Origin of the sequence: Psychroflexus salis (assembly GCF_014640175.1) — a bacterium.
In the GTDB taxonomy this organism is placed as follows: domain Bacteria; phylum Bacteroidota; class Bacteroidia; order Flavobacteriales; family Flavobacteriaceae; genus Psychroflexus; species Psychroflexus salis.
Genome location: NZ_BMGL01000001.1, coordinates 60,105 through 73,067, shown reverse-complemented (window position 1 = coordinate 73,067; position 12,963 = coordinate 60,105). Strand labels below are relative to the sequence as shown.

Annotated in this window: 10 protein-coding genes; 8 read left to right on the top strand and 2 right to left on the bottom strand. The window is 34.1% G+C overall.

The genetic code is table 11. From position 1 onward, the window contains the following. The first annotated feature begins 2 nt into the window (after positions 1-2). The 6 genes from IEV63_RS00290 (at position 3) to IEV63_RS00265 (ending at position 7,337) form a co-directional block, all read left to right on the top strand. The gene (locus IEV63_RS00290) at positions 3-2,813 is read left to right on the top strand and encodes a S9 family peptidase (protein ID WP_188404758.1); all 2,811 of its coding nucleotides are present in this window, start codon (positions 3-5) and stop codon (positions 2,811-2,813) included. A 12-nt stretch (positions 2,814-2,825) separates the two neighbouring features. Continuing rightward, positions 2,826-3,335, top strand: a complete 510-nt coding sequence (locus IEV63_RS00285; protein WP_188404757.1) for a hypothetical protein — start codon at positions 2,826-2,828, stop codon at positions 3,333-3,335. An 89-nt stretch (positions 3,336-3,424) separates the two neighbouring features. Continuing rightward, positions 3,425-3,949: an outer membrane protein gene (locus IEV63_RS00280; protein ID WP_188404756.1), complete on the top strand. Its 525-nt coding sequence runs from the start codon at positions 3,425-3,427 to the stop codon at positions 3,947-3,949. 3 nt (positions 3,950-3,952) lie between these two features. Further along, the gene (locus IEV63_RS00275) at positions 3,953-4,348 is read left to right on the top strand and encodes an HIT family protein (protein WP_188404755.1); all 396 of its coding nucleotides are present in this window, start codon (positions 3,953-3,955) and stop codon (positions 4,346-4,348) included. A gap of 92 nt (positions 4,349-4,440) precedes the next feature. Further along, positions 4,441-5,712 carry a serine--tRNA ligase gene (serS, locus tag IEV63_RS00270; protein WP_188404754.1) on the top strand — a complete coding sequence of 424 codons (1,272 nt, stop codon included), beginning with the start codon at positions 4,441-4,443 and terminating at the stop codon, positions 5,710-5,712. Then, on the top strand, positions 5,712-7,337 hold the full coding sequence (locus tag IEV63_RS00265) for an Ig-like domain-containing domain (RefSeq protein ID WP_188404753.1): 1,626 nt from the start codon (positions 5,712-5,714) through the stop codon (positions 7,335-7,337). Before serS ends, IEV63_RS00265 begins: the two co-directional genes overlap by 1 nt. A 12-nt stretch (positions 7,338-7,349) precedes the next feature. Here the strand turns inward: IEV63_RS00265 and IEV63_RS00260 are convergent, their stop codons facing one another. Next, complete coding sequence (locus tag IEV63_RS00260; RefSeq protein WP_188404752.1) at positions 7,350-8,129, bottom strand: amidohydrolase; 780 nt, start codon at positions 8,127-8,129, stop codon at positions 7,350-7,352. A 1-nt stretch (position 8,130) separates the two neighbouring features. Next, a complete protein-coding gene (locus tag IEV63_RS00255) occupies positions 8,131-8,997 on the bottom strand; it encodes a ChaN family lipoprotein (RefSeq protein WP_188404751.1) in 867 nt (288 codons plus the stop codon). Positions 8,998-9,247: 250 nt separating this feature from the next. Between IEV63_RS00255 and IEV63_RS00250 the strand changes: the two genes are divergently transcribed. Both IEV63_RS00250 and IEV63_RS00245 read left to right on the top strand, forming a co-directional pair. After that, positions 9,248-12,229, top strand: coding sequence for a T9SS type A sorting domain-containing protein (locus IEV63_RS00250; RefSeq protein WP_229737134.1), 2,982 nt, complete (start codon positions 9,248-9,250; stop codon positions 12,227-12,229). Positions 12,230-12,281: 52 nt separating this feature from the next. Beyond that, positions 12,282-12,497, top strand: coding sequence for a hypothetical protein (locus IEV63_RS00245; RefSeq protein ID WP_188404749.1), 216 nt, complete (start codon positions 12,282-12,284; stop codon positions 12,495-12,497). Positions 12,498-12,963 lie beyond the last annotated feature (466 nt).

The window sequence follows — 12,963 nt, the reverse complement described above, 5'->3', positions numbered from 1 at the left end:
TTATGAAGTATTTCCTTTTCTTTTTTAGCCTATGTTCTATTGCATTTTCACAAGAAAAAAGAGCAATTACACATGATGATTACGATTTATGGAAACGCATTTCAGAAACCAAAATAAGCGCAAAAGGCAACATTTTGCTGAATGAAGTTAAAACTACTACAGGAAGGAGTAATGGCTACTTACAAATCGATTTGCTTACTAAAAACTTTTCGAAACAATTTTTTAATGGAACTGATGCACAAATTACACAGGACGAAAAGTTTATTGTGTTTTTAGAACAACCGCATTACGATAGCATCCGCAACCAAAAAAAGCGAGAAGTAAAAAAAGAAAAGCAGACCAAACCTAAATTGAAAATTTTCAGTGTAGAAAAACAAACATTGATCGATAGCATCGAAGCGGTAAAAAAGTTTCACATTCCCGAAGAAGCTGAAGCTTGGGTAGTTATAGAAAAATATAAAGACAAAAAGCAAAAAGCCAAGCAAGAGAACACTTTAAAAAAAAGAAGGAAGAAGAAAAAAAAGAAAGAAGAAGAAAAAACACCACTCAACGAAAAAGCAGATTATGCTATTGTTTATAATCTATCAACCCAACAAAGAGACAGTGTTTTTCAAGTTGATGAAATTGAACTACCTAAAAGTGCAAACCACTTTTATTTTACCAAAACAAAAGGCAAGAAAAAAGCAGCCTTAGGCATTTTTAAGTACGATATTTCTAATTTAAAAGAAGAAGTAATCGATTCTTCGTATTACCGTTATCAGAAGGTAAGTGCATCAAATACAGGGGAAAATCTTGCTTTCTACGCGGCAAAAGATTCTACTGAAAAAGATTCACTTCAGTATGAGTTATTGCATTTCAATCAAAAGTTAATCACACAAGTAACCGATACAACGGGTTTTAATTTGCGTGAAAATTGGCAGGTGAGCACCTATCAAAAGCCAAGTTTTTCAGAAAATGAAGAGCGTTTGTATTTTTATTCAAAACCCATCCCCGATTTTAAAATAGATACCACTTTACTAAAAGATGAAATACCAGAAGTAGATGTTTGGACGTATAAAGATCAGCGCATTCAGCCTGAGCAAAAAGCAAGAGCTAAACAGCTAGAAAATGAAGCTTTTGTTTCGTATTATAATTTAGCTGAAAATCGACTAGTCCATCTTCAAGATAAGCAATTAGATGGTATTTATTTTGATAAAGACAAACAACAAAAATGGATCTTAGGCTACACCGATGAAGCTTACCGTTTACAACGTTCTTGGAGTTATCCTTGGTTAACCGATTGGTACCTTGTAAATGCTGAAACAGGAGAAAAAACCATTGTACTTGAAGCTTTAGCACAAAGACCTTATTTGTCACCAGATGGAAAATTTGCACTCTATTATAATACCGATGATAAAAATTGGTGGAGTGTAAACTTGGCGAGTCAAGAAAAAAAGAGTCTTACAAAGGATTTAGCTATCAATTTTTTTGATGAAGAAAACGATACGCCAAGTGCACCTAGAGCTTACGGTTTTGGTGGCTTTACTGCAAATAATGAAGCCCTAGTTTACGATGAGTTTGATGTTTGGCAATTAGATTTATCAGGTAATAAACAGCCTGAAAAGTTAACGAACGGAAGAGCTCATTTTGAGCAACTTCGAACACTGCAATTAGATCCTGAAGACCCTAACTTAGCTAGTTATTATCAAAACGAATTGCTTTTAACTTCTTTCGGAAAATATACCAAACAAGAAGCTTTATTCAGTTTAAAAAACAATAAAGAAATTCGTGTGTTGGTGAAGAAAGATGCACATTCATTAATCGGTTTAGCAAAAGCAGAAGCAGCAGAACAACTCGTTTTTAGAAAACAAGATTTTAAAAAATATCCAGATGTTTATGTGTTGAATTCAAACCAAAAACATGAACAAATTACCCATATAAATCCACAACAACAGGATTTTTTATGGGGAAATGTTGAATTGGTAAATTGGGAAGCTTACGATGGAACTAAATTGCAAGGCTTGTTGTATAAACCCGAAAATTTCGATGAAAGCAAAAAATATCCCATGATTACTTATTTTTATGAAAAACGCAGTGATAATTTACACCGCTATATTTCACCACAACCCAGCGCATCGATTGTAAATATGAGTTATTTAGTAAGTAATGATTATTTGGTTTTTGTGCCTGACATTGTTTATCAACAAGGAAAACCCGGCGCAAGTGCAGAAAATTGTATTTTGTCGGGAGTGGAAGCTATGGAAAAATTACCTTATGTAGACTCAGATAAACTTGCCATTCAGGGTCAATCTTGGGGCGGTTATCAAGTAGCACATCTTATTACCAAAACCGATAAATTTGCAGCTGCGGGAAGTGGCGCACCCGTAAGTAATATGACTTCTGCTTATGGCGGAATTCGTTGGGCTTCAGGATTAAGTAGACAGTTTCAATACGAACGCACGCAAAGTAGAATCGGTACAACACTTTGGGAAGATGTAGACTTATACATAGAGAATTCTCCTTTATTTGGTATTCCCGAAATAACTACCCCTGTTTTAATTATGCATAATGATGCCGACGGAGCTGTACCCTATTACCAGGGAATCGAATTTTTTATGGGTTTAAGGCGTTTGCAAAAACCTGCTTGGTTATTGGTGTATAACAACGAAGCGCACAATTTGCGGAAAATGAAAAACAAACAAGATTTGTCCATAAGAATGATGCAGTTTTTTGATCACTTTTTAAAAGACGAAGCCCAACCTGTTTGGATGAAACAAGGTTTGCCTAGAATTAAAAAAGCAAAAGATTTAGGTTACGATTTAACAGACAAATAAAATATACTACACATGAAAATTACCACAATTGCTTTATTTTTAAGTTTACTTACATTTCCCTTTGTACAAACTAAAGCGCAAAATGGCTTAGAAGCTAGTGTGCATTTAGGCATTCCTACAGAAGATATTGAAGATCCAGTAAATTTAGTGTACGGAATAGACTTTAGCTATTACTTTATAAATGTTGCCGAAATATTAAATTTAGGTCTTACAGGCGGATACATTAACTTTAATGGAGAACAACAATTATCTAGCAGTTCTTTAAATTTGGCCTTGCCCGATGCAGGTTTTTTTCGTGCGGGTGTCGCTGGTAAGCTTCATTTTGGTTCGAGTATTTACTTTGGGTTAGATCTAGGTTACAGCACTGGTTTAGACGATATTGAAGGTGGAGTTTATTACCAACCCAAAGTTGGGTTTAACTCAGGACGACTTTCATTTTTTGTGTATTATCAAAAAATGTATACTGATACTCGTTTCCCAAATTATTCATCGGTAGGAGTGGGAACGAGCTTTCATTTTTAAATTGGCTTTCACTTTAAGAGTAGTATTAAAATTAAGTTAGTGTTTTTAGATAATTTTTTAGCTCATTAAATAATCTTTACTTTTACTATATGAAAAATATAATTTTAGGAATTAGTATATTGTTAGCTAGCTTTGGTTTTTCGCAAAATCAGTTAGGTGTTAGCGCGGTTTATGGAACAGAAATAGAAAGTGTTGGAGCAGGATTACGCGGCGTAATTATTATTAATGAGAATTTTTCTTTAGTACCAGAAGTGGTTGCCTTTTTGCCTAAAAAACAGGATCTTAATTTTGGTAATAATGAATTTTCTGAAGCTACAACCAACATGATTTTATTTAATGCAGATGTGCATTATACCTTCGATGTGTACATTAAAAATTTACAAATATATGCTTTGGCTGGTTTCAATTATACTGAAGTAAATAACGATGTAGATGGATTTAGCTCCGATGAAATCGACTTTTTTGAATTGCAAGATTCAGGTGTCGGTGCAAATCTTGGTGGTGGATTGCGTTATGCCATATCGAACAACTTGTTTTTATTTGCAGAATCTAAATACATTATAAACGATTTAAACCAAGCCGTATTTAATTTAGGAATTCTCACAAACTTTTAACCTATGCCAAGCTTATTTACTAAAATTATCAATGGTGAAATACCAGCCCATAAAATTGCCGAAAATGAAGACTTTTTAGCCTTTTTAGACATTAACCCCAATGCAAAAGGACACACTTTATGCATTCCTAAAAAAGAAGTAAATAAAATTTTTGATTTAGATGAAGCCGCCTACATCAATTTGATGAAATTTTCTAAAAAAGTAGCTCATGCCTTAGAAAAAACCATTGCTTGCAAACGCATAGGTATGGCAGTTGTAGGTTTAGAAGTTCCGCATGTGCATGTGCATTTAATACCGTTGAACGACATGAAGGAAATGACATTTCAACACAAAGTAGAAATGAATAACGAGCAATTAAGCGAATTGGCATATCAAGTTGCAGCTAATTATACCGTATAATTTACTAGAATTTTTACTAAGCCAAAATAGCTGTACAAACAAAATGCTTTTGTTAACTTTGCGGCTTTCAACATTACAACGAATCTTGCCACATGTTAGAAGTAAAAAATATTAAACAGCATTTAGCTGCATACCAAGAAGCTTTTCAAAAACGAAACTTCGATGCTTCAAAAGTTCTTCCAGAAGTGCTTCAATTGGACGAACAACGCCGAAATATGCAAACCGAATTAGACCAGATTTTAGCAGAATCTAATCAGCTTTCCAAAGAAATTGGAATGCTTTTTAAAAATGGTGAACAACAAAAAGCAAATATTCTAAAAGAAAAAACTGCGGGTATAAAGTTAAAAACCAAGCAAATTTCAACAGAAATGGATGCGGTAAACAAAACTTTAGTTGAGTTGTTGTTTAGTATTCCTAATGTTCCCCACTCAAGTGTTCCTGCTGGAAACTCTGAAGACGATAATGAAACGATTTTTGGTGAAGGCGAAATTCCTAAGCTGGATAAAAAAGCACTCCCGCACTGGGAATTAGCCCAAAAATACGACCTTATCGATTTTGAATTGGGCAATAAAATTACCGGCGCTGGTTTTCCCGTTTATAAAGGAAAAGGCGCGCGATTACAACGGGCTTTAATCACTTATTTTTTAGATAAAAATACACAAGCTGGATACACCGAATACCAAGTACCGCATTTGGTAAATGCAGCATCTGGATTTGGCACGGGTCAATTGCCCGATAAAGAAGGTCAAATGTATCATGTAACGGAAGATGATTTATATTTAATTCCCACTGCCGAAGTTCCAGTAACCAATATTTTTCGAGACGATTTATTAACCGAAGATCAGTTGCCAATAAAATGCACAGGTTACACACCCTGTTTTCGCCGTGAAGCAGGTTCTTATGGTGCACACGTTCGCGGATTAAATCGTTTGCACCAATTTGATAAGGTAGAAATCGTAAGCCTAGTTAAGCCTGAAGATTCCTACCAAGTTTTAGACGATATGGTGGCTCACGTAAAAGAAATTTTGCGAGAGTTGAAACTGCCTTATCGTATTTTACGTTTATGTGGTGGAGATTTAGGTTTTACATCGGCGCTTACTTACGATTTTGAAATATTTTCTACCGCGCAAGAGCGTTGGTTAGAGATTTCTTCGGTTTCTAATTTTGAAACTTTTCAGGCTAATCGCTTAAAAATTAGATATAAAACCAAAGACAAAAAGAAACATTTAGTGCACACTTTAAACGGAAGTGCCTTGGCTTTGCCCAGAGTTTTAGCCGGAATTTTAGAAAATTACCAAACACCCGAAGGCATAAAAATTCCTGAAGTTTTAGTGCCATACACCGGATTTGATATCATTAACTAATGAGAATCCGTGGATTTTTAGCCCTATTGTTTTTTTCGCTTTTGGTGTATGCTTGCGCGCAACGCGGCAGACCAGATGGCGGACCCATAGACGAAGATCCGCCTAAAATTGTTACTGAACGTCCACCGAATTTTTCAAATTTATTTCAAGCTGAAGAATTGCGCATCAATTTTGATGAGTACATTAAATTAAAAGACGCTAGAAACCAAATTATTTTTTCGCCACCCATTCAGCCTCGGCCTGAAATTATGCCCATGGGATTGGCTTCTAAGTACATTTCGATTAAATTTAACTTAGATTCGCTTCAAAAGGAAACCACTTATACCATTAACTTTGGAACGAGTATTGAAGATAATAACGAAGGCAATACATTTCCATTTTATAAATATGTTTTTTCTACTGGAAGCTACCTCGATTCACTTTCTATTGAAGGAAAACTTTACCAACCCGAAAAACGAATTGCAGACGAATTCATTTCGGTAATGTTATATGAATTGGACACAGCTTACTCCGACTCTGTGGTGTTTCAAAAGTTGCCAACTTATATTTCGTACACCCAAGATTCAACTAACACCTTTCAGCTAGAAAACATGAAAGCGGGTCAATATAAATTGATAGCTATTTCAGATAAAAACAACAATTACAAATTTGAAGCTGCGCAAGACCAAATTGGTTTTTTGCAAGATACCATTGTTTTGCCCCGAGATAATGAGCAATTTTTTCAGCTGAGTGTTTTTAAAGAAGAACAAGAATTTAGAGCTGAGCGACCTAAACAAGATAATTTAAACAAATTGATTTTTGGCTATCGTGGTGTAGTTAATGAAAAGAATTATAGCATAGAATTACTAGGTGAAAAACCTACGGATTTTGCTTACCAAGTTGTTAAAGAAAACGATGCCGACACTTTAAATTATTGGTTTAAGCCTGCTGCCGAAAAAGATTCTTTGGTATTTGTGTTTAAGAATGAAAAACAATTGGATACACTTACATTGTATCCTAAAGAATTAGAAGCTCCCGATTCCTTAAAAATTACACACGAACCCAAAGGAAGCATTTACTTTAAAAATCCTATAAAAATATCGGCAAATGTTCCTTTAGCAAAGTTTGAAAAAGACAGCATGATGCTAATGAATACCAAAGATTCTGTTGCAGTTGATTTTAAACTCGATTTAAAAACCTATACCAACCAATTAGAAGTAGAATTTGAAAAAGAAGAAGATAAAACCTACGAATTGCAAGTTTTACCCGGTGGAGTAACCAGCTTTTTTGATGAAATTAATGATACCTTAAATATAAAAGTGAAGACTAAAAAATATTCAGATTATGGAAATTTAGTGCTGACTTTACAAAATATAAAAAGCTTTCCAATTTTAGTTCAGCTTATTAACGATAAAGATGTAGTGAAATACGAACAGTTTTCAGAAAATGCTCAAATTTTTGAATTCAATTACCTTAACCCTGGCGAATATTACGTTCGGGTAGTTTACGATGAAAATGAAAACTTAAAATGGGATTCGGGTAATTATTTACAAAATATACAGCCCGAAATGGTAGACTACAGCACCCAATCTATAAAAATAAGAGCCAATTGGGACGACTCGCATGTTATTTCACTACCCGATTAGTTTTTAGGCTTTTTATATTAGTTGAAACCCATCTCGATCTTTTAAAAATCCGAGTTTATCTCTTGTTTTTTGGAGCACTTCATAATCCAACTTATGCACTTCTGTAAAAACTTGATGATGATTTTCGCTTTTAGTGAGTTGGTTTCCTAACGCGTCGTAAACAGCAGAATGTCCACTATACGGATAATTGTTACCATCTTTTCCTACGCGGTTAACTCCAACACAATAACACATATTTTCGATGGCGCGTGCTTTAAGTAAAGCATTCCAGGCCGAAGTTCTTATTTCGGGCCAATTTGCTACGTAAAGTAAAACATCGTAATTTTCGGTATTTCTTGCCCAAACCGGAAAGCGCAAATCGTAACAAATTAAAGGGCAAAACCTCCAACCTTTGTAATTAACAATCAATTTTTCATTTCCAGCGGTGTAGGTTTCTTCTTCTTTGGCCAAACTAAACAAGTGTTTTTTGTCGTAGGTTTTAAAAGTTTCATCTGGATAAACCCAATATAAACGGTTGTAATAGTTTCCTTTTTCTTCAACAATTAAACTTCCAGTAACACAAGCTTGTTTTTCCTTAGCCATGTTCACCATCCAAGATAGGCTTTTGCCATTTGTTGGTTCTGCAAGTACTTCAGCATTCATGCTAAAGCCAGTAGTAAACATCTCTGGAAGCACAATTACATCTACTTTTTCAGGTAAATTTAAAATTTCTTTGGTAAAGTAAGCTAAATTTTCTTTAGGGTTTTCCCAAGCTAAATCGGCTTGTAAAATCGCTAATTGTAAATTTTGCATATCAATAAGTTTTCGTCATTGTTGCTGGAACACAAATAATAAAGTCGGCTATGTTTTTATGAATTTCTTCTAACTCACTTATATCTTCCTGTTCAACCGTGGTAATGGTCATAATTTCTACATCTGCCTGATAGGTTTGTAAATACCAAACAATACCTTCGTAATAATTAGAATGATAAGCCCCATTAAAATGCACAAACAATTTATCTTTTTCTTGGTTGGCTAAAATGAAATGCGCCATACTAGCATCTTTAATGGCTTGTGCTTTTACAATATCTTCGGTAGCGTGGTCGCCCATCATAGCTAACATATCTTGATACGATTTCAGCTCAATATTAAATGGAATAGGCAAGGGAGCCATCCAATTTTTTTCTTCTGTGCTTAAAGAATCCAGAGCTCTAAAACCCCCTTCTTTGTAAACTTTACTAGCAAATCGCCTTGGAATATTGCTTGCAGTAAATGCAATTTGATGTTGTTTAGCAAAATCGACAAGCGGCGCATAATCGGTTGCATAATTTGGCCATAATCGGACTTTTTCTTTGAAATTTTTAAAATTAAGTTCTCCTGCTAGATATTGGTTTAAAGCACTCTGATTGTCAGCTTCAAACATTTCGGCACCTAAACTCAACTGAATTTCATTTTGGTGTAAATCCTGAATCAATTCCAATTGAAGCCAATGACTAATGGGATTGTTATGAAACTCACCAAACAAAACCACATCGGCCGTAGGTGCTTTTTTCAGCATGCGTTTATACTTGGTTTTTTTACCATTGGCTTTGTAGAGTTGGTAAGCCTGTTTTTTTTGTGAAAAACCAGCATTCACAAAACCAATACAAAAGACGAACACCAATAAATACCGAAGTTGCATAGCCTTATTTTTAGAATTGAAAGATACAAAAATTTGAATTTAATCATTCAAAACGATAACGTCTATGTTTTAGTCTTTTCAATTAGGTCTTTTTCGTCCTTTCATCTTTTTGTCTTATTTCTTAGTTCTTGGTTCCTTCGTCTTTTCTCTAAAAAACAACTCTTTCTTAATTTTAAAATAACATAAATATAACCTATGCTTTTTTGTAACTCGTTAACATTCATTAGTTTTGAAAAACTAAAACAATTATATGATGAAAAAGCACTTAAGATTTTATTTATTTAGTTTATTGAGTTTTTTTGTTTTTGTTGGTTGGGGGCAGGTAACAACATCTTATGATTTTGCATCTGTTGGTGCTGAAAGTGGACTCAATGAAAACTCTCCAGGTATTTCACTAGATTCTAATATTGGATTTGGGTCATTTAAAAATTCTGGAACATCAAATCCAGGGATTTTTAGTAATCAATTAAGGCTTTATCAAAATGCTACAAAAGGTGGTTCTATTAAAGTTTATGCAAATAATGGAGTCACCATTACTAAAATAATTGTTAACGCTTCTGGAACAACTGGTCCTGCTGCTTATACAGTTGATAGTGGTGCGCAAGTAAATATGGTTGCAGGAAACACATATACAATAGACGGTATTTCTGCTACCACTGAAGTTGAGTTTTTTCAAAGAGATGGTAGTAGTTCTAATAGAATCTATATTGACAATTTTGATGTAACATACACAAGTCCCGCAGGCGGTGTTTTTATTTCAGATCAAGCTAGTTTAACTAATTTAGATTATGAAGTAGACAGTGGCCCGTCCATTCCACAATCATTTAGTTTATCTGGAACTGACTTAGATGGTTCAGATGTTACTGTTTCTGTGCCTGTTTCTTCAGATTTCGAGATAGCCGAAACAGTTTCTGGTACCTATTCTAATTCAATAACACTTGCATCTTTTGACGGAACAGCTACTGATATTTTTGTGAGATTGAAATCAGGCTTAACAATCAATTTGTACTCTGATGATATTACTGTATCTGGTGGTGGAGCTTCAGATATAACAGTTAGCCTAGAAGGTGAAGTTACACCAGAACCAATAAACTATGATAACGAAGAAACTTTTGTAAATTATCCTGAAACATCAGGTACATATAAATATGGGAATTTTGCTGGAATTGCTGGTAATACTTGGAATTATGTAAATGCAAGAGGAGATATAAATATAGATGCTGAAACAGTAACTTTACAAAACAATTCTGCTGCTACCTTAAACTCATCAATTAGTGGAGGTATTTCTGTATTTGAGTTTGATTATCAACAAGCTTTTAGCACGGATGTTAATTTAGAAGTTTACGTAAATGGTTCTTTAGTAACAACTGTTACTTCCTCTTCTGAACAAGGTGTAACTAAGAACTCAGGACAAATTTCAGTTAATGAGACAGGTACATTCACAATAGAGTTTAAACAAGGTTCCAGCGGCGGTCAAACAGCAATTGATAACTTTAAATGGAATTCTTTTACAGCAATTCCAGATTTCACTTACGAAAGCGGCGCATGGTCACCATCAGATCCTGTTGGGAGTTCAACTGCCACCGATAATATTTTAATTGCTGATGGAAGCATTGATGTAACAGGAACTTTAGTAGCTAATAACCTAGAAGTAGCATTAGGAGCTACTTTAAATATAACTTCTTCAGGAATTTTAGACTTAGTGGGAAATATTATAAACAATGGAGATTTAGTCTTTCAAAGCGACGCATCTGGTTCTGGTCAATTAGCCAACTTTTCTGGAACTGTAACAGGAAACATCACCACTGAGCGATTTATACCAAAACGAAGTGATGATGCACGAGCATTTCGCTTTTTAGCTTCGCCTGTTGGCAATGTAAACATTGCTGATGCTTGGCAACAAGATACGCATATAACGGGCGCTGGTGGTGCAAGTAATGGATTTGATGCTTCAGGTACCAATAATCCATCGATGTTTACTTTTGATCATTCAATACAAGATCAAGTTACCACAAGTGCTTGGACCCCAATTGCTTCAACTACACAAGGTATTGTAGCAGGTCAACCTTATCGCTTATTTGTCCGTGGAGACCGAGGCGTAAGTTTATCTGATAATGGTGCAAATGCTAACGATGTAACTTTAAGTGCAACAGGAACACTACATACAGGGAATCATTCAGTTACGACATCTAATTTTTTTGGAAATTTTACTTTCATTGGGAATCCTTACCAAGCGGTTGTACACTTAAATAATCTTACCTATGGAGCTGCTGTGAACACAAATTCTGCTTATTACTGGGATCCTTCTTTAGGTGTTGCTGGTGGTTTTGTAACGATAGCTCTTCCTAGTGGAGTGCCAGACCCATCTAGCTCAGATGCAGATGAATTTTTAAGACCTGGACAAGCTGTATTTATGCAAAACGATACAACAGGTTCAGATTTTAGTATAGAATTTAATGAAGACGATAAAGCCACTTCTGGTTCTCAAACCCAAGTTTTTTCCGTTGGAGAAAATGTACCAGCTTTTGTAAATATGCGTATTTATAAAACCGATAAGTTGAACAATGGCTTTACTGAAGAAGATGCATTTGGTTTACGTTTTACTGAAAATGGTAATAATGCAGTAGATGCCTTAGATGCTTCCAAAATGGGGAATCCAGGTATCAATTTAGCCAGTGTAAATTCAAACCAATTGTTTTCCATCGAAAATAGAGCTTTACCGCAAATAGGAGAGAACATTCCGTTTTTGTTGAATAATCTTTCAACAGCATCGTATACCTTTACTTTCAATGTACAGAATTTCAATACTGATGATGAATTATTTTTAAAAGATAATTATACTGGAGAGTTGATTCCTATTCAACTTGGTAATACTGAAATTGAATTTACAGCCGATGCTAATATTCAAGAAAGCCTTGATATTTTGCGCTTCGAATTGGTATTCGGAAATGTTACGCTAAGTAATGAAGATTTTAACTTGGTTGAAGATATGCGTATACACCCAAATCCAGTAAAAGATCAAATCAATATCTCTGTATCAAATTCATTAAGTGAAACAGATTTAAAAATAGAAGTGTACGATGTTTTAGGAAGACAAGTAATGCAAACAACAGCTACTTTTACGGAAGATAAAAGCTACCCAATTGATGCAACTGACTTAAAATCGGGTATTTATTTCTTAAAATTAGATATAAGGTCTAAAAATCAAATAGCTAAATTCATTAAATTATAAATTTTATGCTACATTTGTTTAAAATACTAACTAATAATATTAAATTCTAATCATGAATAATCTTAAAAATAAATATCCAAAATACTTTAGCATCGCCATTTTAGTGTGCTTGTTAATTACTACACAGCTAAGTTTTGGCCAATCTTTTGAAGATGCTCTGGGATTTGATGACTCGGTTGATGATGTGCCACAAGCTCCAATTAGTGCTTTAGTAACTTTAGGTTTAGTTATAGGTTCTTTTTTCGGATACCGTAAGTTTAAGAAATAAATCATACACTTTATATAATCAAAAAAACCCCGCTTCAAATCGAAGTGGGGTTTTTTATACAAAAAAGTTTTAGCTTCATAAGCTTAAAGTCCAGTTTCAAAAGTTTTATAATTTGGAAGTTTAATCAATTGGTAAATTCATTTTCAAAATAAATAACCAATGAACTATTTTTAAAGATAAATTTTAGCTGTATAACTTTAATTGAAGTAACACCATTTTTCTAAAGTCCAATGAAATTATCTTTTTAACTATAAAATGCTGTTCAAAATATTTTTTTTGTAGCAACTTATAACATTTTGACTATATGATTTCGCTATTTAAAACTCAAATAGATAATACCAACTTACCATCCTTTTACTGATAGGTGTTTTAAGGTTCCGTAAGTATCGGATGCATTTAAAATAATGTTCTGTATTAATTATTTATTGTGTATTATACCAATAACAGCAGCTGTTTTACTCCTTTT

Excerpts from the sequence above, each read along its gene's own strand:
- IEV63_RS00275 (WP_188404755.1), top strand. The coding sequence starts at position 3,953 with ATGCCAAGCTTATTTACTAAAATTATCAATGGTGAAATACCAGCCCAT.
- IEV63_RS00245 (WP_188404749.1), top strand. The coding sequence starts at position 12,282 with ATGAATAATCTTAAAAATAAATATCCAAAATACTTTAGCATCGCCATT.
- IEV63_RS00250 (WP_229737134.1), top strand. The coding sequence starts at position 9,248 with ATGATGAAAAAGCACTTAAGATTTTATTTATTTAGTTTATTGAGTTTT.
- IEV63_RS00280 (WP_188404756.1), top strand. The coding sequence starts at position 3,425 with ATGAAAAATATAATTTTAGGAATTAGTATATTGTTAGCTAGCTTTGGT.
- serS (WP_188404754.1), top strand. The coding sequence starts at position 4,441 with ATGTTAGAAGTAAAAAATATTAAACAGCATTTAGCTGCATACCAAGAA.
- IEV63_RS00265 (WP_188404753.1), top strand. The coding sequence starts at position 5,712 with ATGAGAATCCGTGGATTTTTAGCCCTATTGTTTTTTTCGCTTTTGGTG.
- IEV63_RS00260 (WP_188404752.1), bottom strand. The coding sequence starts at position 8,129 with ATGCAAAATTTACAATTAGCGATTTTACAAGCCGATTTAGCTTGGGAA.
- IEV63_RS00255 (WP_188404751.1), bottom strand. The coding sequence starts at position 8,997 with ATGCAACTTCGGTATTTATTGGTGTTCGTCTTTTGTATTGGTTTTGTG.
- IEV63_RS00285 (WP_188404757.1), top strand. The coding sequence starts at position 2,826 with ATGAAAATTACCACAATTGCTTTATTTTTAAGTTTACTTACATTTCCC.
- IEV63_RS00290 (WP_188404758.1), top strand. The coding sequence starts at position 3 with ATGAAGTATTTCCTTTTCTTTTTTAGCCTATGTTCTATTGCATTTTCA.